The organism is Proteus mirabilis ATCC 29906 (assembly GCF_000160755.1).
GTDB classification, from domain to species: Bacteria; Pseudomonadota; Gammaproteobacteria; order Enterobacterales; family Enterobacteriaceae; genus Proteus; species Proteus mirabilis.
The window spans coordinates 48,939-69,382 of sequence record NZ_GG668576.1 but is presented as its reverse complement, the minus strand read 5'-3'; the positions used below and the strand labels follow the sequence as shown (position 1 = coordinate 69,382).

The 20,444-nt window shown below is 36.4% G+C and carries 18 protein-coding genes; 8 read left to right on the top strand and 10 right to left on the bottom strand.

Translation table 11 applies throughout. The features are described 5' to 3' along the window. Nucleotides 1-37 precede the first annotated feature (37 nt). Nucleotides 38-604, top strand: a complete 567-nt coding sequence (locus tag HMPREF0693_RS00350) for a metal-dependent hydrolase (RefSeq protein WP_004242580.1) — start codon at nt 38-40, stop codon at nt 602-604. 241 nt (nt 605-845) lie between these two features. Next, the gene (locus HMPREF0693_RS00345; RefSeq protein ID WP_004242579.1) at nt 846-2,237 is read left to right on the top strand and encodes an L-cystine transporter; all 1,392 of its coding nucleotides are present in this window, start codon (nt 846-848) and stop codon (nt 2,235-2,237) included. A gap of 324 nt (nt 2,238-2,561) precedes the next feature. On the opposite strand, the gene htpX is transcribed toward HMPREF0693_RS00345, so the two are convergent. From htpX to HMPREF0693_RS00315, 5 genes are all read right to left on the bottom strand, one after another. Beyond that, nucleotides 2,562-3,440, bottom strand: coding sequence for a protease HtpX (htpX, locus tag HMPREF0693_RS00340; protein ID WP_004242578.1), 879 nt, complete (start codon nt 3,438-3,440; stop codon nt 2,562-2,564). A 379-nt stretch (nt 3,441-3,819) separates the two neighbouring features. Further along, nucleotides 3,820-5,172: an OprD family outer membrane porin gene (locus tag HMPREF0693_RS00335; protein ID WP_004242576.1), complete on the bottom strand. Its 1,353-nt coding sequence runs from the start codon at nt 5,170-5,172 to the stop codon at nt 3,820-3,822. A gap of 904 nt (nt 5,173-6,076) precedes the next feature. After that, nucleotides 6,077-8,137, bottom strand: coding sequence for a carboxy terminal-processing peptidase (gene prc, locus HMPREF0693_RS00325; RefSeq protein ID WP_004242574.1), 2,061 nt, complete (start codon nt 8,135-8,137; stop codon nt 6,077-6,079). Nucleotides 8,138-8,156: 19 nt separating this feature from the next. Continuing rightward, entirely contained in the window at nt 8,157-8,849 is a 693-nt protein-coding gene (gene proQ, locus HMPREF0693_RS00320; protein ID WP_004242572.1) for an RNA chaperone ProQ, read from the bottom strand. Nucleotides 8,850-8,944: 95 nt separating this feature from the next. Continuing rightward, nucleotides 8,945-9,442 carry a GAF domain-containing protein gene (locus HMPREF0693_RS00315; protein WP_004242571.1) on the bottom strand — a complete coding sequence of 166 codons (498 nt, stop codon included), beginning with the start codon at nt 9,440-9,442 and terminating at the stop codon, nt 8,945-8,947. 277 nt (nt 9,443-9,719) lie between these two features. On the opposite strand from HMPREF0693_RS00315, the gene HMPREF0693_RS00310 reads away from it, so the two are divergent. The 3 genes from HMPREF0693_RS00310 to HMPREF0693_RS00300 all read left to right on the top strand — a co-directional run bounded on the left by HMPREF0693_RS00310 (nt 9,720) and on the right by HMPREF0693_RS00300 (nt 13,691). Beyond that, nucleotides 9,720-10,976 (top strand): membrane integrity lipid transport subunit YebS, encoded by a 1,257-nt coding sequence (locus HMPREF0693_RS00310; protein ID WP_004242569.1) that lies wholly within the window; start codon nt 9,720-9,722, stop codon nt 10,974-10,976. Next, nucleotides 10,918-13,236: a PqiB family protein gene (locus HMPREF0693_RS00305; protein WP_004242568.1), complete on the top strand. Its 2,319-nt coding sequence runs from the start codon at nt 10,918-10,920 to the stop codon at nt 13,234-13,236. The genes HMPREF0693_RS00310 and HMPREF0693_RS00305 overlap by 59 nt, the downstream gene beginning before the upstream one ends. Nucleotides 13,237-13,448: 212 nt before the next feature. Beyond that, nucleotides 13,449-13,691: a DUF1480 family protein gene (locus HMPREF0693_RS00300; protein ID WP_004242567.1), complete on the top strand. Its 243-nt coding sequence runs from the start codon at nt 13,449-13,451 to the stop codon at nt 13,689-13,691. Nucleotides 13,692-13,991: 300 nt separating this feature from the next. Here HMPREF0693_RS00300 and HMPREF0693_RS00295 read toward each other — a convergent pair whose 3' ends face one another. From HMPREF0693_RS00295 to ftnA, 4 genes are all read right to left on the bottom strand, one after another. Further along, complete coding sequence (locus tag HMPREF0693_RS00295) at nt 13,992-14,333, bottom strand: YebY family protein (protein WP_004242565.1); 342 nt, start codon at nt 14,331-14,333, stop codon at nt 13,992-13,994. A gap of 47 nt (nt 14,334-14,380) precedes the next feature. Next, on the bottom strand, nt 14,381-15,280 hold the full coding sequence (gene copD, locus HMPREF0693_RS00290; protein ID WP_004242564.1) for a copper homeostasis membrane protein CopD: 900 nt from the start codon (nt 15,278-15,280) through the stop codon (nt 14,381-14,383). Then, nucleotides 15,280-15,672 (bottom strand): copper homeostasis periplasmic binding protein CopC, encoded by a 393-nt coding sequence (gene copC / locus HMPREF0693_RS00285; protein WP_004242563.1) that lies wholly within the window; start codon nt 15,670-15,672, stop codon nt 15,280-15,282. Before copC ends, copD begins: the two co-directional genes overlap by 1 nt. A gap of 532 nt (nt 15,673-16,204) precedes the next feature. After that, complete coding sequence (ftnA, locus tag HMPREF0693_RS00280; protein ID WP_004242561.1) at nt 16,205-16,708, bottom strand: non-heme ferritin; 504 nt, start codon at nt 16,706-16,708, stop codon at nt 16,205-16,207. Nucleotides 16,709-17,346: 638 nt separating this feature from the next. On the opposite strand from ftnA, the gene HMPREF0693_RS00275 reads away from it, so the two are divergent. The 3 genes from HMPREF0693_RS00275 (at nt 17,347) to cyaB (ending at nt 19,487) form a co-directional block, all read left to right on the top strand. Next, a complete protein-coding gene (locus HMPREF0693_RS00275; RefSeq protein WP_004242557.1) occupies nt 17,347-17,781 on the top strand; it encodes a universal stress protein in 435 nt (144 codons plus the stop codon). Nucleotides 17,782-18,091: 310 nt separating this feature from the next. Continuing rightward, nucleotides 18,092-18,487 (top strand): DUF2628 domain-containing protein, encoded by a 396-nt coding sequence (locus tag HMPREF0693_RS00270; protein ID WP_004242555.1) that lies wholly within the window; start codon nt 18,092-18,094, stop codon nt 18,485-18,487. Between the two features lie 451 nt (nt 18,488-18,938). Next, complete coding sequence (gene cyaB / locus HMPREF0693_RS00265; RefSeq protein ID WP_004242554.1) at nt 18,939-19,487, top strand: class IV adenylate cyclase; 549 nt, start codon at nt 18,939-18,941, stop codon at nt 19,485-19,487. 86 nt (nt 19,488-19,573) lie between these two features. On the opposite strand, the gene HMPREF0693_RS00260 is transcribed toward cyaB, so the two are convergent. Continuing rightward, on the bottom strand, nt 19,574-20,311 hold the full coding sequence (locus HMPREF0693_RS00260; RefSeq protein WP_004242553.1) for a phosphatase: 738 nt from the start codon (nt 20,309-20,311) through the stop codon (nt 19,574-19,576). Nucleotides 20,312-20,444: the final 133 nt, after the last annotated feature.

The following is a 20,444-nucleotide window of genomic DNA, read 5'->3' as shown; positions in this document are numbered from 1 at the left end:
GCAAGCGGTAAAAACCGCATATAGGCATAGATAAGGAATGACAGCCGAAGGACATTTACTTTTTTCTGTTGCAACACTCGTCTTAGCACAGAAATTAGAAATAACCCCCGTTCTTGCTCAAGGTGATTGGTTTCACATGATCCCTGCTGTCTTATTAGGTTCACTACTACCAGATTTAGATCATCCAGGCTCTATATTAGGACGCCTCTTTCGGATAATCTCATTACCGCTATCAAAACTCTGTGGTCATCGTGGCTTCACACATAGCCTACTCGCCTTTTGTGGTTTAGCCATTTTATGGGAAACACAAGTTGCGCCTTATATCACGATTTCGGCTGATTTTTTTCACGCCCTTTTGCTAGGTTACTTAAGTCACCTACTGGCAGATATGCTAACACCATCAGGTGTACCTTTTTTATGGCCACTAAAAATGCGTTTTGCCTTACCGATTTTAGCGAAAAAAAATAGCAAAAAAGGAGAACGATTTATTTCTGTCATCATCTTAGTTGGTGCACTATTTCTGCCCCCACACCTAACTTTTTCTCTTCCCACACAAATAAATCACTGGTTACAAATGTACCACGATAAACGTACACCTTTTTAACTCTCCTTGACAGTTCTCTACTTTCCTCTATCTATTTATAGTTAATTAGTCTTTTTTATACCAATCTTCCTTGTTTTTATAACTAAACGACTATATAAAAGAATAATTGATTATAAAAAGTTATTAACAATACTGTTACCATATAGCGAGTTGATGCTGTTATATCCTTTCTTATTACCTAAGAACTCATATCGCATACAATCGCCAAATTTATATATAAAAATCTCGTTGGAGAGTTAAGATGAATTTTCCGTTAATTATTAACGTACTCGTCTTTGTTGTGCTATTACTCATCTTGGCTAAATTAAGCCAACGTCAGTGGAGCCTGTCAAAGAAAGTTCTTGTCGGTTTGGTCTTTGGGGTGGTGTTTGGGCTGGCGTTACATGCATTCTATGACGCACACGATCCTATTATTAAAGAATCTATCCTTTGGTTTAACATCGTTGGTAACGGTTACGTGCAACTGTTACAAATGATTATTATGCCATTGGTATTTGCTTCTATTTTAAGTGCAGTATCACGTTTACACCAAGCATCATCATTGGGAAAAATTAGTGCACTAACCATTGGTACACTTCTATTTACAACGGCAATTGCTGCTCTTATTGGTATTGTTATAGCCAATATCTTTGGTTTAACAGCGGAAGGTCTTGTTCAAGGGGAACAGGAAGCGCAGCGTTTAGCCGCTATTCAACATAATTATATAGGTAAAGTGTCTGACTTAACTGTACCTCAATTAATTTTATCTTTTATTCCTAAAAATCCATTTGCCGATTTAACGGGTGCAAGCTCAACCTCGATTATTAGTGTAGTTATCTTTGCGGTATTCCTAGGAATGGCTGCAATAAAACTGCTTAAAGAAGATAAACCTCGCGGTGAAAAAGTATTAGCAGCGATTGATAGCTTACAAGCGTGGATCATGAAGTTAGTCCGTATCGTTATGGCATTAACACCTTACGGTGTAATGGCACTGATGACTAAAGTTGTGGCAAGCTCCAATCTGCATGACATTATTCAACTCGGTAGCTTCGTTGTTGCCTCTTATGTTGCGCTGGGCTTAATGTTTGTCGTTCATGGTTTATTAGTTGGATTTACTGGCTTAAGCCCAATTAAATTCTTCAAAAAAGCAGGACCATTATTAGCATTTGCATTTACAAGTCGTTCGAGTGCAGCCAGTATTCCATTAAATATCGAAACACAAACTCGTCGCATTGGTGTTCCTGAATCGATTGCCAGTTTCTCATCGTCTTTTGGTGCGACAATTGGTCAGAATGGTTGTGCCGGTATTTATCCTGCTATGTTAGCCGTTATGGTGGCACCAACAGTCGGTATTAATCCTTTCGATCCTCTTTGGATTGCCACTTTGGTGGGTATCGTAACCATTAGCTCAGCAGGTGTTGCGGGTGTCGGTGGTGGTGCAACCTTTGCAGCCCTGATCGTTTTACCAGCAATGGGATTACCTGTAACACTGGTTGCCCTACTGATTTCTGTGGAGCCTCTTATCGATATGGGTCGTACTGCATTAAATGTTAGTGGCTCTATGACCGCAGGTACTATTACTAGCCAAATGATGCGCCAAACAGATAAAGAGATCTTTAATCAGGAAGAAGAAGCTGAACTTAATGTGAAGTAAACCACATTAACAATTAAGTTAAATCTCTTAAAGCCAGTTTAATTTTAAACTGGCTTTTTTATTTTGATATTAATTTAACTGCCTTTTATCTATCAATAGATATGATGATCATGCATCACTAGCTCTGAGGCTTAACTTAATACCTATAAAAATATTAAGAGATGAGGATATTTGGCTGAACCAGAACGGTCTGTTAAATAAAACGAAAAGCGATTGTAGGAATTAATTAAAGCTAATGGATCACCAACAAAAATGCCAGAAACATTTCTGTCTCTGGCATTTGTAAACTGATAATTAAAAATTATTTATCGCTAATAGTTTCTTTTACTTGAGATATTCGCCACTACGTAGTGCTTCAATACGCTTATCTAATGGCGGGTGTGATAAAAATAATTCACTAAATGACTTATTACGGCCATTAATACAGAAAGCCATCATACTGCTCTCTTCTTGTGGCTCATAGCTGGTTTTTAAGCGTTGTAATGCCGCTATCATCTTCTCACGGCCAACCAGTTTTGCAGAGCCTGCATCCGCATGGAATTCACGGTAGCGAGAGAACCACATCGTAATGATACTTGCCAAAATGCCAAAGACAATTTCAAGCACCATAGAAACGCCCATGTATACCCATGGGTTTCCGTTACTGTTTTCACTCTCTTCATCGCTCGAAATAAAATTCGCCACAAATTGAGCAATGATACGGGAGATAAAGATCACGAAAGTATTCACAACACCTTGTAACAAGGTCATCGTTACCATATCACCGTTGGCAACATGGCTAATTTCGTGTGCAATAACAGCTTCCGCTTCGTCACGGCTCATACTGGCTAATAATCCGGTACTCACCGCCACCAGCGAAGCATCACGACGAGCTCCTGTTGCAAACGCATTAATATCTGGTGCATCGTAGATTGCAACTTGAGGCATTTTAATCCCCACTTGCTCAGACTGACGTCTTACAGTATCAAGTAACCAACGTTCTACTTCAGAGGTTGGATTTTCAATCACTTGACCACCAACGGATCGTAATGCCATCCATTTTGACATAAGTAAAGAAACAAATGCACCACCAAAACCAAATAGGCCAGCCATGATCATTAAACCCTGAACACTGCGGCCTTGAATACCTGTTAAAGATAAGATGATCCCGAACACAAACATGACAGCTAAGTTTGTTAACAGGAATAAGGCAATCCTCATCATATTGATACTGTTCCTATTTTATCTAATTACCACATTGCAAAAACTATCTTATAAATAAGGCTTTTTTTTATTTTATCAAGTCTTTTAACTTGTTTGCTACTAAAAACGATATAACTTTACATTTTAATAAAAGAAAATGTAATTAGTAGCTAAATTATGGAGGATTATTTTCACATAGAGGAGGAATAACAGTCTAGGCAAGATAGGCCCAAAAATAAATGCCTAGTGATGAAATTTTAACAAAATAAATTAATTGAAGGCGTTTTGTTAGATTAAAGGCTTGGATGCCAGCTTTATCTATTTTTGTACATGGCTTACCATCAGGCAAGCCATGCACCTATACAGGGATGAATTCTGTTATCCCTTACCCTATAAACAATTACATTTTAAAACGATATGTCGTTGTCATAGAGCCTGATAATGAGTGAGCACGTCGTGAGTGACCATCATACAGTTTTGGTGTGGTGTAATCATTTTCTTGTTGATGGTGCCAACCAATACCGCCACTTAACGAAATAGAAAGATTAGCCGTTGGCTTCCAGTAGCTAAATAAGCCAAACTGCCCTTGTTTTAATCTTTCGCCGGAGTAACTAAATTCACTATAGTTAGTTCGTGCACCAACAGACAACTCATTGTTAACTTTGTATGCAGCTTCTAATGCACCCATCACTTCACCATCACGCACATAGTCAATATCTGCATAAGCTGGTGAGTTAAAGCGTCCACGAGTATTCCCAATTGGGTTACGCGCAAATTGACCAACACCATTGGCTTTTTTCGCATCGGTATAAGTCACACCCGTACGAATGGTCCACGCTGATTCAGGAATACGCCATTCCATAGTACCAGCAAAGTGCCATGCATCCTTATCAAAGTTACGTTTACCTGCATTGGCATTGGTTAATGTGCGTTTTCCTTCACTGCCATAATCGTGGTAATAAACAACACCACCTAGAGTAACGTCTGATGTTAACTTATATTTTGTTTCTAAACCGTGTTGACGGAATACATCATCCGCCTGACCATAGAAATAATAGACTTTTAATGGTTTGGAATTATAGTTAACTCCCCCAGTAATAACATGGTCAATATTATGTCTAACACCATTACCATCACTGAAATACATTCTATCGATATTTGGGCTATCACGACGCATAACTTTTCCGTCGAGATACAGCAAATCTAAACTCCAATCACCCATCGCCGTATTAGTGTAATAACCGTTATAACTGTTTAATGATAAGCGCTGTGAGTTAGTAAAAATACCTGTATTCTTCAAGGTAAACCAACCCGCTTTACCATTAATTAAAACAGGATCTAAATCGAATCTCACTTTTGCAAAACGTTGACCAATTTTGTTATAGCCTTTTGCTTCACCATCATCATTATATAATATGGCACGAGAAGCGAAGTCTTTACTTGCTCCTAATTTAATACCGCCATAATAAGAAACATCGAATCCAAGAATGCCACCTAAATAGCCAGATCTGAAATCAGCTTGGAAGTTTTGACCCCAAGCATTAGCAACTTGTTTTCTATAACGTTGCTCTTGTTTATCAAAACGGTTTTCTGTTTTTAGGTATTTCCACATATTAATGGTAGTCAGCTCAAGTTCAGAATCAGAAATAAATGAGCTTTCTTTAATTGTATTTTCCCAATTCCCAGCATTAGCAGCGCTCACAGCTAAAAAACAAGGGGAAAACATAAACAACACCATTCTTTTTAGTTTCATTTTAAATTCAACCTGGTTAATAACTATTTAAATTTATTTATATTCAATAAGTTAAACAAAGTACTATTTTTATATTTAGCTAAAAGTAACGCTCGCTTAAATTGTATAAACTTAAGCCAAATCGCTATTTTTTTAGCATCAATAATGCTAGGTAGTCATCTCACCACATTGTTATTTACTTTTTTGAGCAATAAAATGCTTAAGCAAATTATAAATAACTTACCTTCTAGTCATTAATCCTTAATGAGAAAATCTATTCTAAAATTAGCGCATCTAGCGTTTATATAACTGCGCCGATGAGAAGAGATTTTGCACTTAGCATTTGGGTGAGATTTTTAATCTGTTACTATTACCTTAGTATGTCAGAATGATACAAAATTTTATGATCTGTATGCTATCGTAATTTTATGTCAACTAGAGCGATCATTGTCACAACATGTTACATTTATTGCAATAAGTAAACCATTAAATGTGAATTTAATCACATTTAATAAGGCATTTATTTTTTTATCTTATTTAATAGATAAAAATCTAGCTTTTATTTACCTTATAAAAGATTTTTTATCTAAACCTCCTTGCATTCCATTTATTTATATTTTTCAAAGCTAGTATCAAATAGATTTTAAATAAAAACTTAGATTACATGATATTAAGAATATTTTTATATAAAAGCAGTTAAATATCTTAATGAATCCTTATGTTACTGGTAACTAAATATAACTACTGAGAAAAATAGCGAAATAATAGTATGAGACGATTTTCTCACTAAAGATATAACTAAGGTTATTATAAAGCATTAGATACCAGATACTTTTTTAGACAAATATAGGGAAATAAAAACCCCCAATAATTGATTAATCAACTATTGGGGGTAAATTTGAATCACTTTCTTAAGTAGAAAAACTTAATTTAATAACTTCTTAGGTTTTAATACCTTTGCAAGATCATCCGCAATATTAGCCGTTTCATCTAAGTAAGGATCAGGGCCTTCATAATCCTTCGGCAAATCATCAAGTGATTTTAGTGGTGGCTTACCCTCTAACTTAAGACGTTGGTTAATACGCTGTAATTTTATGGCTTCTAGCTCTTTATTCTCTTTTTCGCGCTCTGCAAAATTAAGAATAATAAACTTATCTTCACCTTTGGCTTTAGCTTCATTGTAGCGCTTGATATCATCAAAGATATATGAAAACTCTCTATCATTCGCGATGCGTTTAGCATGTTGATCCGTCAATGTAGGTAGTGCTTGTTTTATTTTCTCTGAATACTCAGACAGCTTATAATTAGCCGGTGGAATACTGTCCCAAGGTAAAGCATTATCTTCATTGCTTTCCCCCATTTCTGAATTATCAAAGCTTGGTAATAACAAGTCTGGTGTCACCCCTTTTAATTGGGTACTTCCGCCATTAATACGATAGAATTTTTGGATAGTGTACTGAACTGAACCTAAACTAGGCCAATCAGGACTTAACATCTGATCATAAACTCGTGTCAATGAACGATATTGTTGCACCGTTCCTTTACCAAAGGTTTGCTCACCAACAATTAATGCACGCCCATAATCTTGCATTGCAGCAGCAAAAATTTCAGAAGCAGAAGCACTAAAGCGGTTAACGATAACCACTAGTGGCCCTTTATAATAGACAACATCATCACGATCATAATCCTGGCGTACTCGACCATTATTATCACGGACTTGAACGACGGGACCACTTGGAATAAATAAACCTGATAATGCAATAGCTTCCGTTAACGCACCGCCCCCATTACCACGTAAATCAATAACTAAAGCAGATACATTGTCTTTAGCCACTTTTTGTAGTTGGGTTTTCACATCATTAGTTAAACCGACATAGAAACTAGGAATATCTAAAATAGCGATTTTATCACCATTAATCACTTTTTCGGTTAACTTGACCGCTCTATCTTCTAGGCGGATCTGTTCTCTTGTTAAAGTGATAGTTCTTGGCTTCGCCCCTTTTTCATCAGAGATAACTTCTAGTTTAACTTGGCTACCTTTAGGGCCTTTGATTAACGCGACAACGTCATCTAAGCGCCAACCAACCACATCAACCATGGGTTTATTATGTTGACCGACAGCGATAATTTTATCACCTACTTTTAGCGCTTTACTTTTAGCAGCCGGTCCGCCCGTTACCATGGAATTAATCATCGGATAATCATCATCCATTTGTAATACGGCACCAATCCCTTCTAATGAAAGGCTCATTTCTGAATCAAAGGCTTCCGTATTTCTTGGTGATAAATAACTGGTATGGGGATCAATTTCACGCGCAAAAGCCGTCATGATAATTTGGAATACGTCTTCACTTTGGCTTTGTGTTTGGCGACGTAATGCAGCTTTATAACGTTTTGTCAGTGTTTCTTTGATTTCACTGTCTGTTTTGTCAGAGAGTTTAAGTGTTAGCCAGTCGTATTTTACTTTTTCATCCCAAAGCTTATCTAATTCAGCTTGCGTTTTCGGCCATGGCGCTTTGGTTCTATCTAACTGAAATTTATCTTGTCCAGTGAGATCGATAGGTTGATTTAATCGATTTAAAGCATATTGAAAGCGCTCAAAACGTCTTTTTTGCGCAAGGTTAAACAGATCATATAAAGGACCTAATTCACCTGTTTTTAAATATTCACCCACTTTAGTTTTATCTTTATCAAACTGGGCAATATCTGACGCTAATAATACGTTATGGCTATAATCCAATAAATTAAGATAACGATTAAAAATCTTTTCGGAAAAACTCGCGTCTAACGAGAATTGACGATAGTGGGAACGTTCAAAACGAGCGGTGACACGTTCACTCACTGTGGAATGTTGTGGCTCTTGCTTTAATGTCGGTAATTGATTAATAGTCACCATGGCTGGCGTGGCTGGTTTATCAGCCATGACAGCAGAAGTGCCTGTTAACGCTAATCCGATAGCAAAAGCCACATTTAAAAGTTTGTTCATGCTCTGGTTGGCCTCCGTATCAGAACTTTAAATGTTCCGTGCGTACATTCATTGCCAAACCGTTAGGCAATTGTACACGTACACCCTCTTTCGCTATTTCTAGCACTGTCGCATCCATCACGCTACTTCCAACGTTAACTTTCAGCGATTGACCTACAGTAAGCACTGAGATGTCTTTGACTGGGGTTAACTTTTCAGTATTTTGGCGTGGCGCTTTGCGAGGCGCTTGATTAGCTTGCTTTTGAGGGCGAGGCTGTCGTTTTTCACCGTCTTTAGGTGCTTGACGACGAGGATTTGGCTTTTTCGCTGCCGGACGTTTACTGGTCTCCTTATCACCTTCAGCTTCGCGCTTTTTAGCACGTTGCTCAGCTCGTTGAGCTTGAACGCGCGCTTTCGCTTCGGCTAATTGTGTACGAGCATGTGCAATATGCTCTGCTTCCAGCTCTCCGCAGTCGTTACCATTCAAGTCGACACGTTTAGCCCCTTCTTTTACACCATAAAGGTAGCGCCAACTTGAGGTATACAAGCGTAAGGCAGAACGTAACTGTGTCTTACTCAGCTGAGTTTCATCTTTTAGATGCTCAACGAGATCTTGAAAAATACCGACTTTCAAAGGGCGTGCTTCACCCTCAGCGATAAAACACTTAGGGAAACGTTCCGCTAAAAAAGCGATGATTTCTTTACTACTGTTCAACTTAGGTTGATTTTCCATGAAATTTCCTGATTACAACGGTTTTGCCAACCAGCGCAGGCATGAACAAGCGACATTATAATAGTGTTGCCAACAATTTCTACGGCAAACGCCTGTTATCTTACACAAAATTCACAATATTTTGCGGTATGACACGTTTTTAAATGCTCGCAGAGCACGTCACACAACGCTTTAAGCCCATTTTCATCTTTTTTATCAAAACGACCAAAAATAGGGCTATCGATATCGAGAACGCCGATAATTTGTCCATTTACCTCTAAAGGTAGAACAATTTCAGACTGACTTGCACTATCACATGCAATGTGTCCACTAAATTGGTGCACATCATTAACTCTTAGAATTTTGTTTTCTGAGAATGCCGTTCCGCAGACTCCTTTTCCAAAACCAATCCTGACACAAGCCACTTTACCTTGGAAAGGACCAAGAACTAATGAGTTACCATCATTAAGATAAAATCCGACCCAATTTATCTTGTCTAACTTCTCGTAAATCAATGCACTGGTATTAGCAAGTGATGCGATAAAGTCATTTTCACCAGACAACAAGGCTGACAAATTATCAGTGAGTTCCTGATAAAAATTTAATTGTGGCATCAGAAGATCCTATTTGCATAACGAAAGCATAACTAAAATAGATAACATATCTTGTAATTTAGCTTATTTTATCTTGAGGTTGAATACAGACTTTTCAATAAGTCTACAAAAAAACGATAATACACACTAAAAGCACACAAAAAAAATCAGATACTTATTATTGTAAAATGAAAAGCGTAAATATAATAAAAATGGTAATTTGTGACCCACTGAGTATAGAGGTTTTTTTTGGGCTTAAGCTAGGATAAGCGAGAAGAAAGACCAAATAGGCGGATAAATGAGCGATTTAGTCACCAAAGAAAGCAAATCAATACATTGTCAGGAGTGTGACCACCTCGTATCACTTCCTACAGACCTCAAGCGCGGCGAAGACGCCTATTGCCCACAATGTCAAGCCAAGTTAGCGACCTATCGTGATTGGTCATTAACCCGGCTGTTAATTCTCTCTATCACCATGCTGATATTCGCGTCTATCGCTTTTACTCAACCTCTTATCAAGATCCATTTATTAGGGACCATGATATCAGCCAATGTTCTTGACGGTATTCGCTTAATGTCACAACAAGGCTCTCCATTAACGGCAACAATGGTTGCCTTTTGTGCCGTTGCCGCTCCTCTTAGTCTACCCATTGCCATTTTATATCTCCATTTAGGGGCTCGTTTACATCTAAATTTACGTCCCGTGCTATTAATGTTAGGTAAGCTAAAAGAATGGGTAATGCTGGATGTTTATTTAATTGGCCTTGGTGTTGCCACCATAAAACTAGGCGATTATGCCACAATCTATATTGGTCATGGCTTAGTTGCTTTTTCAGCTTTAATGGTTTTAAGTCTATTAATGCTTATTAACATTAATATGGATCAACTATGGCAACAGTTTTATCCGCAAAAAGAGATAAAAACGAGTCCAGCAACCTGTCATGCATGTCATTACCATTTTAAAAAGCCACCTTCGAGCCATTGCCCAAGATGTAAATCTTGCTATAGTGCTCGTCAACCAATGAGTTTGCAAAAAACCTGGGCAGCACTCATTACAGCGATGATCTTGCTATTACCGGCAAATTTATTACCTATCTCAATCTTTTATTTAAATGGCCAGCGTAATGAAGACACTATTTTTTCTGGTGTTCTCTCTTTAATTAATTCAGGTAATACACCTATTGCAATTATTGTGTTTATTGCCAGTATCTTTGTGCCTTTCTTTAAGATAATCATTATGCTGGGGTTACTATTGAGCATTCATTTTAACTCACGTATTCACCCTCTATTGCGCATGAAACTTTATCGATTTGTCTCTTGGATCGGCCGATGGTCAATGCTCGACCTGTTTGTGATTGCGCTGATGATGTCATTAATTAATCGAGATCAGTTAATGACATTCACTATGGGACCTGCAGCTTTTTATTTTGGTACAGCTGTCATTCTCACTATCCTTGCCGTTGAATGGTTTGATAGTCGTTTATTATGGGATACTTATGCAACAAGAAGAAAACAACACACAGGCAACCCAAGCCGAAATACGTCGCAAACGTAAAATTTCGACTTTTTGGTTACTCCCTGTTATCGCTATTTTTATTGCGAGTTGGTTGCTTTTCCAACACTGGCAAGAAAAAGGCGTACAAATCACCATCGATTTTCAATCAGCCTCTGGTATTGTTTCAGGGAGAACACCTATCCGTTACCAAGGTGTTGATGTAGGTATTGTACAGGACGTGACGCTCAGTAATGATTTACGCCGAGTCATTGTTACCGCTGATATTCGAAAAAACCTTGCTAATGCATTACGTAAAAATACGCAATTTTGGCTTGTTACCCCAAAAGCCAGTCTTTCTGGTGTTTCGGGATTAGATGCCTTAGTGGGAGGCAACTATATCAGTATGCTTCCTGGAGATGGGGAAAAGCAGTTTCAATTTGTTGCTCAAGAGGTTCGTCCTAAAGCCAACATTGATAAAAACCAACAAATTATCACCTTAACGGCGGATAATTTAGGCTCTCTTAATGTCGACTCTCAAGTTTATTATCGCAAAGTTCCGGTCGGTAAAGTTTACAGCTATGCCATACGTCCAGATAATCAAGGTATTTTTATCGAGCTGAGTATTGATAAACAATATGCTCATCTGATCCGTCAAGATAGTCATTTTTGGAATGTATCCGGCTTTCAGGGCAACTTTAATCTAAAGAGTGGTGCTTCTATTAAAATGGAAAGTGTTTCTGCTTTAATTAATGGTGCTATTGCCTTTGATTCTCCGGAAAATAGTCCCCCAGCCCAAGAAAATCAACAATTTGTGCTACAGTCTGCCACTTCCGTGGATGCAGGCAAAGCCTTATATGGTGAAGATGGATTAATTATCTCATTAACCAGTGAAGAGAGCTGGGGTGTAGATGCCGGGCAACCTATTCTATTTAGAGGCATTACGATAGGACAAATTATTCAGCGCAACATCAGTGATGATGGGGTTATTTTCGATGCCATCATTGCACCTGAATATAAACACTATATTTACGAAAACAGCAAATTTGTCGCTAATAGCCGAATTAACGTCAATATGGGCTTAAATGGTATTGAGATCCAAGGAGCCACACCTCAAGAGTGGCTTGAAGGCGGTATCCACCTTATTCCGGGTAGCCAAGGCGCCCCTAAAGAACAATATCGCCTTTATCGCAATGATTTTTATGCTAAAGCAAGTATTGAGGGCAATGAGTTACCTGTCACTTTGACACTTAAAGCAGCTAGTTTACCGGGTATTCAAAAAGGTTCCGTGGTGCTTTACCACCAATTCCAAGTTGGAGAAATCGTCGATGTACGGCCTTTAATGGATGAATTTGATATTGATGTCCATATTTCTAAACAATATCGTCACCTGCTTACTGAAAAGAGTGTGTTCTGGACTGAAGGTGCTGCGAAGGTTTCATTAAATGGTGCGGGATTAACGGTAGAAGCAACGCCGCTAAACCGTGCCTTAAAAGGCGCGATAAGCTTTGATAACTTTGAAAATATTAATAACAATGTTTCAAGATATAAACTTTATCCTAGCGAAACGAGTGCTAGAGCCATTGGTGCTCAAATTACTTTAAAAACCTACGATGCCAGTAAACTTTCTGAAGGAATGCCTATTCGTTATCTAGGTATTGATATCGGTCAGGTGGAAACGCTAACCCTTTCTGCGGATAAAAAAGCGGTGAGTGTATCAGCGGTACTCTACCCTGAATATGTGAAAACTTTTGCACGTTCAGGAAGCCGATTTGCGGTAGTCACCCCTGAGTTAACCGCTTCAGGCCTCGATAATTTAGATTCTCTTATTCAGCCTTATATCAAGGCAGAGCCAGGCAATGGTGGCGTATACCGCATATTTGAATTACAAACGGCAAATATTACCGACTCTCGGTATCTAGACGGCCTTAACCTTGTATTGAATGCGACTGAAGCAGGATCTGTGCAAATTGGCACACCTATCTATTATCGTGGTTTAGAAGTAGGTGCGGTAACCGGACTAGAATTAGGTAATATGTCTGACAGAGTATTGATCCACATTAGAATTAGTCAGAAATATCAATATCTGGTACGTAATAACACAGAGTTTTGGCTTTCATCAGGTTATAACTTCTCATTTGGTTTAACTGGTGGAGTATTCCGCAGCGGTACATTTAAGCAGTTTATACGTGGTGGCATTACATTTGCTACACCGCCATCAACCCCACTCCAGGCTAAAGCAAAACAAGAGCAGAATTTCATTCTCAATGCTAAAGAGCCAAAAGAGTGGAATGAATGGGGTACTGCGATACCTAAGCCATAAACGGTAATATCATCAACTTTATTTAACACATTTATTTAAAACGGATCACAAAATTTGATCCGTTTTTTTTATTGCTAAAAAATACTTTGGAAATGACTTCCATTTATACTATGCTTAAAACTGTCCGATTAAAAAGTGCTCACCATGCTGTTCACTTTTAAGCTTAAACTATGAAAGCACAATACAACATCGCATAACCTTGGAGCTATAGCATGAATAAAACAACCTTAAAAATTGCTTGTTATGAAATTGAAGATGTTACTTTGAAACACTCTTCCGATAACCAACTCACTTATGTTCATATTCCATGTGATTATGATAAAGAGTTTTGTATGCAATTAGATGGATGGGATGAAAACACCAGCATTCCTGCGCAACTGAAAGATAAAAATATTCTGCTTTATCGTCATGCCTATGACAAAGAAAACCACCATTGGATTTTAAAAGTAGCCTAATCGCATGTTAAAGCATCGTAAAAAAAGCCAGGTAAATCATTTACCTGGCTTAGGGAAAAGGCTCATTGCGAGCCGTGCGCTAAAAAGTGATACTGAATGAGAAAATAGCGTGTAAAAAACTGCTTATGCCACATCTATTTCACAACCTTATTGTTAAATAATAGCTAACAATATGTAAAGATCCAGTAAACACCCCTACCACACTTCATATTCTTTATAAAAAATCAAATAACTCATTTTTTATCTTTTAAATCAAACAAATAACAAATGTGTTTTTTTTATTGCAACTCAATCAAATGATTAGTTTTTTTCACAAAGAGACAAAAATGCACTTTCTATAGCTTCCAGTGATTTTTTCTTATCAGGTGTATTGGGATCAGGAAGTAGAATACTATCAATCAGTTGAGCATTAACTTTGCCACTTTTCATTTGTTCCATGGCAATATTATTAAGTGGATATTGAGCTAAAGTTGCGGGATTAATCACAAACCAAGCACCATCTGCACGACAATTTAGCATGACTTCTTCACGGGTGAATGGCCAAGCATCACCAAACTGAAGCTTACTGACTGTTGATATTGGTGCACTGAAAGTTTGAAAAGAAAAAAGCATCAATATGCCCGCAAATAAAAAACGTTTCATGGTTATCTTCCACTTAAAAAAATAGATTAATACAAGTATATATCAATCTATACAGGTGAGTTAATCGCAAAAATGGCCACTGTCAAAATAACCATAGTACCAAGTAATAACTCAAACCAACTATTAATAAGCAACCATTGAAAGTTATTCTTCTTACGGATATGAGGCACTAATACATACCTATTCACTAATGCCAATCCTAACATCAAGGCAACAAAGGCTATTTTTAGCCATAACATACTTTGGTACTCTGAGGAAAGTTGTGTTGTCGCAGGCCAACCGGGGAGTAACATAATGGCACTCACAATCCCACTAGCTATAACCAATAAAACAGCGAAGTGACCGAATAATGAAAAGCGTTTCATGGTGGCAATAATAGGCTTGATCATGCCATCAGCTAATTCATCTTTATTACGCAAAAACTGTAAGCACACAACAAAAGGCCATAAACCACCAAACCAATACGCTCCACTAATAAGATGGATACTCTGATTTAGTTTATAAATTACGGCTTCACTACCTGTAAACATGGCACTATGGCCAATAAAAGCATGCAGCACAAGCATCAATGTTGAGATAAGTAACAGACTAATATTTCTAATACTACGTTGATGAATAAAGAGAGCGATTAATGCGAGAGAGGATAAAACTAATTGCCATTGCCAAATTTGGCCAAAAGAGGTTCCCAATACAGCTTGCCATATCGTTAGCGACCAAGCATCTTGCCAGCCATCTCCCATAATGCCTGATTGCACTATCATCCATAAATAAGTGGAAACAAATACAGTGATAGTGCTAATCGCCAATGCTGGGCGTAAGCGTACTTGAATAAGAGGAACAAACTTTTCTTTAGCGAGAATGGCAGCCGAACAGCTCAGTCCGAACATGAACATGACTGCCACAAAATGAAAAATTCGGCATAAAATATAAACGTCTTCAGGAGTCATTATTTTACACTAAATTGATAAGAACCTTTTGTTTTGTGCCCATCGACAGAAACAACACTCCAATCTACAGAGTAGTTCCCTTCTGCTAATTCACCTTCTAATGGCAATAACAATTTTGTATTGTTAACGGGATCAAGACTTAATTTACCGACAGTAATTTCTTTACCCTCTTTATCAGTGACTTTTACTTTACTAAAGGCCAACTCAATCCCTTCAGAGAAATCGAGTGTAATCACTTTTGGTGCTTGCGCTTGTTCAATAGCCGCACCCTCTGCAGGTAATTGTGATTTTAGATGTGCGTGTGCTAAGGCTTGTTGGCATGACATGCCTAAAAATAAAACAGCGATGGCGGATAATTTGCCCCATGATGTCTTAAGTGTGTTTAATGACATAATAACCTCTTAAATTACAGGTGATTTTTCTATTTATGATAAAGAAGATTTTATAGCAAATTGACTTTAATATCTGCGCTTCTTTATCGTTGAAATAAAAGGTTGTGAACTAGCACTCAAAATATAACTTATTTAGCGCCATTTTTGTTTCAAATATCACCCTTTTTACACTTAACAAAAATATAATACTTTAATTGACACACTACACAGTTCAATACATAACCAAATAATCTAAAAGCCAAACTAAAATAGGCTATAAATCGACGACTCAAACTAGAGAATAGAAAGAACAGAAAATAGACAAAATAATAATCAGCAAAGCTTAAGAAATGATTAAATTAAAGGAGTAGAAAAATAAAAAATCGATTACGTCTATATAAAATAGTTATATGGATATGCAATATTGCACTAACTGGGTCGATAAAAAAAGCTCTACTGTGCGATTACAGTAGAGCTTGTTATGTTAATCTGAGCAATGCTTATATGCACTTAGCCAACCAGGTTAAAACAGCAGTATAGTTATTCTTATTATTTAAATATGTGCGGATGTAGAAAGAGCACTTAAGTCTTTATCTAACAAGAACAATGCCTTACCACCATCACCGACCATAGCAAGTTTATCCAGAATAGATTTAAATAACTTCTCTTCTTCATGTTGTTCAGCAACATACCATTGTAAGAAGTTAAATGTTGAGTAATCTTGTGTTGTCATTGCTAAGTGAGCTAGTTTATTAATTTCAGCTGTAATAAACTTCTCGTGCTCATAAGTTTTAGTAAATAAATCAGATAAAGATAAAAATTCAGCGGGTGGTGCTTCAATAGTCCCTAGCAAAGGCATAGCACCTGTATCACTTAAATAATCAAATAAGCGTTGCATATGCTCCATTTCTTCACGGGAATGTGCTTTTAAAAATTTGGCAGCGCCATCAAATCCTTTATCATCGCACCAAGCGCTCATCTGCAGGTAAAGGTTAGCTGAATAAAACTCAAGATTCAGCTGTTCATTGAGTTTATTGATCATATCTTGATGTAACATATTTTACTTCCTAACCATGAAAATTAACATTATGAATATTATGCACAGCTAAAAATAAAAATATAGTAAATTTAAATATACTTTTTATATATTTTATACTTTTAGAGAGAATAAAAATAAAAACCAATCTCATTTATGGTGACTTAAAAACAAATAATAATTAATGGAATTGATTATCATTAACCATTATGGCCAAAATAAATATTAACTACACACAACCCATTGTATGTAAAGGATATTTTTAGTTACACTCATTTCTTCAAAAATAAATTTTATTAAAAACAAATAAATTCACTTTTTATAGTCTTCTATTAAATTTAGTAACGCTCTAAAACTGCACACTCTAATTTATATTAAATATAATTTGTCATATGGAATATCGATATTTACTAAAAACATCAAGATATTTTCCTTTATTATTATCTTTTTTATTACGTTTTCTACCATCAATAGCAATCTTATGATAGATCAACCTTTTTACATAAAATAAATATGAATATCTCAAAAATGAAAATATTTCTATTTTTTTATACCGTTTTCTATTTGTACTGATAATATTAAGAGGCGACTGATTTTTGGTGCATATAATAACAACCCGCTAAAGCCCCCAACATATAAAAGGTTAATGAGGAGCCACTATGACAAAAACTGTATTAGTTCCCATCGATTTTACTGAGCTTGGTTTATTGGATAAAGTTGTCACTCATCTCAAAGCATTAGCGATGGCCGATAAACTAAATATCCACTTTTTATCTGTTATTCCTAGCTATGAGTCCTTTGTCGGATTTGCTTTTGGCAACCAAGACCGTCTTGCCAATGATAAGCAGCGTATTGAAATTGCATTATCTACGTTAAATGATAGTTTATCTCATATTGAAATTCCCAATAGTACATCTCAATCTTATATTTCCGTAGGTAACCCACGCGACCGTATTTTAGAGACCGCAAAAAAAATCCAAGCTGATCTGATTGTGATAGGCTCACGTAACCCTGGAATGAAAACCTACTTACTAGGCTCGACAGCTTCTTCCGTTGTTAGCTATGCAGAATCTTCTGTTTTAGTTGTTCGATAACTCAACGCCAAGATTTTTCCTATCAGAAGTCAGGTTACGCCAATAACCTGATTTCTTATTTTTTTATCTAAATAATCTCTTTAGAATAAAATTTTATTGTCTCAAAATCTTATTCTTCCTATAAAAAAGAAATAAACATTTTAACAATAAGAATTTTATGAAAATAAACTCATATCGCGTGTAAGATAATATTTATTATACAAAACAATATATTAATAAAATGTTAATAAATTTATATTGTTTGCAAAGTTACTTTATGTAAAAATGCGTTTTTTTATGACTACAATTAAATGACCCTCTAACAGGAATTATGATGAATAAAGAATATTCTGCCAAATGGGAAGAGCGTTTTGATTTCTTCGAAAAATATGGTTCTCCTAAATCTCCAGAATACAAGGCTGCATATAAAGCACTGACTTTCGGTAAGCGTATTCTAATTGGGATGAATATCTGGGCTTTCTTCTTTGGCTTTATTTATTTTCTTATCCTTGGTTTATGGCGTAAAGCATTAACTTTATTCGGGATTAATGTTGCTATTATCATTGTGGTAAGTTTTATCGTGGAAGGACTTTCCCTAAGCCCTTCAATTCTCAATGTAGTCAGTATTGTGCTCAACTTCTTATGGGCGGCGACAGCTAATTATGCTTACTACTTAAAAGAAAAGAAAAATGATCAAGGTTGGAACCCGTTCACCGGTGTATTCTGAAAATAGATCAATAAGTTAAGTTAAATTAACATTAATCAAATTAGCAGAAAATCAGTGTTTTTTGCTACCTAAAAGGGCTCATCAGTAGCCCTTTTTTTATGGCTTAATCCTCATTTTTCACCTTTTCCCTCGCCCTTCTCACATATGAAAAATTTACCCAGCGATTTGTGATCATTTAATTAGTTAAGAATTTCACTTTAATATTAAATAAAATACAAGATTTGGCCCTAAATCAAAAACATAAATTATTTTTATAAAATAAATAATTTCACTAAAAAATAACACATAAAAAACACTTATCACTATTTATACAATATTCAATTTATCATTTGCTATATTTTAAATTTAATAACAATATTTATAACCCAGTTAAATCTTAGGGTTATTCTTTAATATGAACAACAAACAATAAATAATGCTATATTGAATAATCAATTGATAAGGAAAAGAGATGTCTGAACACTTTCAAGGTAAATTTGAAGCAGAATTGAAATACCACTTAAAACGACCTCAAGATTTTATTGATGCATTACAACTCGCTGGAGCAACTTTATTTATATCGAAAAATGATGAAACAGATTGGTATTTAGAACATCCCAATACACCTTTCCCTGCTCCCTCTATAAGTTTGTGCGTAAGAAAAATGGTCCCCTCTGGTATCAATTTATTAATTGTAAAAGGCCCAGAACAAGCCCAATGTGAAGCAGTAAAAATAGAAGATGCAGAAAAAACGGTTTCGATGTTTAAAACATTAGGTTATCACTGTATTTTAAACTATACAAAATCCCGTCAAATCTACTTTCTAGAGCAATTTCATATCACTATCGATAAATTAGACAATCTTGGTTACTTTGCTGAATTTGCTATTATGACTGATGATGAGAGTAAACTTGCTGACTATAAACAACAGTTACATAACTTAGCATATCAATTTGGCTTTAATGATAGTGAGCAAGAGCATCATAACTATAAAACAATACTTTTAAGCAAGTTAGCTTAACTAACACGATGCACAATCTCGAGCAAATAAGATACTTGAAAAAAGCTAACATTTAATAATGCTAGCTTTTAAGCTTTTTCACTATCTCAAAAATGTTGAAACGCTGTGATCTCTTTTTTGCCATGAGCTTGTAAAAAATCAAGCACCTTTCTTGGTGATGTATTCAATATCTTCTGTTGTGGAAATTGGATCTCCGCCAATACTTCTAATACTCGCTCAAAATTCCCCAAAGATGATGCAATATGTGAATCGGAGCCTAGCGCAATTAAACCTCCGGCATCAAGCACCGCTTTTGCTATTTCAATGCAGTTTTTCTCACTTCCTACTCGAGAATGTATAAAAGAAGAATTATTCATTTCTAATGCAACATTGAACTCAGCAGCAACCTTTGCGACTTCCTTAATATCTATAGGATATTTAGGGTTTCCCGGATGGGTGATCACCTGTACTAAACCACTACTTATTGTTGCAATAAGCGCTTTAGTATTATCAACCATACCTAGTGATCCCATAACAGGATCATGAAAACCAGCGAGTACAATATCTAATTTTTTACTCATCTTCTCAGTACAGTCGATTTCACCTTTTATATTTTTGATATTTGCTTCGATGCCATAAAGAATACCAACACCATCGACCATTCTGGGGATCACCGGCAAATTTGAAAAATGCCATTCATGAGGAGCGTCATCCATATCGGGACCATGATCTGTAATCGCAAATAGCTTAATCCCTTTCTTTTTAGCTTGTTGAAAATATTCGCTAACCGTACTATAAGCATGTGTACTCGCAATGGTATGTGCATGTAAATCAACTGGATACATAAAGCTCCCCTTTTTCTGGCATACTATAACAACTGACACAATAGCCTTTTTTTTCTAAAGTTGACATCCTCCACGCCCTAAAGGACGTGGATCCCTACTGCGTTCAGACTGATGTCTGAATCACCTCGGCGAG

Coding starts and splice junctions, on each gene's coding strand:
- HMPREF0693_RS00350 (WP_004242580.1), top strand. CDS start 38: ATGACAGCCGAAGGACATTTACTTTTTTCTGTTGCAACACTCGTCTTA.
- HMPREF0693_RS00345 (WP_004242579.1), top strand. CDS start 846: ATGAATTTTCCGTTAATTATTAACGTACTCGTCTTTGTTGTGCTATTA.
- htpX (WP_004242578.1), bottom strand. CDS start 3,440: ATGATGAGGATTGCCTTATTCCTGTTAACAAACTTAGCTGTCATGTTT.
- HMPREF0693_RS00335 (WP_004242576.1), bottom strand. CDS start 5,172: ATGAAACTAAAAAGAATGGTGTTGTTTATGTTTTCCCCTTGTTTTTTA.
- prc (WP_004242574.1), bottom strand. CDS start 8,137: ATGAACAAACTTTTAAATGTGGCTTTTGCTATCGGATTAGCGTTAACA.
- proQ (WP_004242572.1), bottom strand. CDS start 8,849: ATGGAAAATCAACCTAAGTTGAACAGTAGTAAAGAAATCATCGCTTTT.
- HMPREF0693_RS00315 (WP_004242571.1), bottom strand. CDS start 9,442: ATGCCACAATTAAATTTTTATCAGGAACTCACTGATAATTTGTCAGCC.
- HMPREF0693_RS00310 (WP_004242569.1), top strand. CDS start 9,720: ATGAGCGATTTAGTCACCAAAGAAAGCAAATCAATACATTGTCAGGAG.
- HMPREF0693_RS00305 (WP_004242568.1), top strand. CDS start 10,918: ATGCAACAAGAAGAAAACAACACACAGGCAACCCAAGCCGAAATACGT.
- HMPREF0693_RS00300 (WP_004242567.1), top strand. CDS start 13,449: ATGAATAAAACAACCTTAAAAATTGCTTGTTATGAAATTGAAGATGTT.
- HMPREF0693_RS00295 (WP_004242565.1), bottom strand. CDS start 14,333: ATGAAACGTTTTTTATTTGCGGGCATATTGATGCTTTTTTCTTTTCAA.
- copD (WP_004242564.1), bottom strand. CDS start 15,280: ATGACTCCTGAAGACGTTTATATTTTATGCCGAATTTTTCATTTTGTG.
- copC (WP_004242563.1), bottom strand. CDS start 15,672: ATGTCATTAAACACACTTAAGACATCATGGGGCAAATTATCCGCCATC.
- ftnA (WP_004242561.1), bottom strand. CDS start 16,708: ATGTTACATCAAGATATGATCAATAAACTCAATGAACAGCTGAATCTT.
- HMPREF0693_RS00275 (WP_004242557.1), top strand. CDS start 17,347: ATGACAAAAACTGTATTAGTTCCCATCGATTTTACTGAGCTTGGTTTA.
- HMPREF0693_RS00270 (WP_004242555.1), top strand. CDS start 18,092: ATGATGAATAAAGAATATTCTGCCAAATGGGAAGAGCGTTTTGATTTC.
- cyaB (WP_004242554.1), top strand. CDS start 18,939: ATGTCTGAACACTTTCAAGGTAAATTTGAAGCAGAATTGAAATACCAC.
- HMPREF0693_RS00260 (WP_004242553.1), bottom strand. CDS start 20,311: ATGTATCCAGTTGATTTACATGCACATACCATTGCGAGTACACATGCT.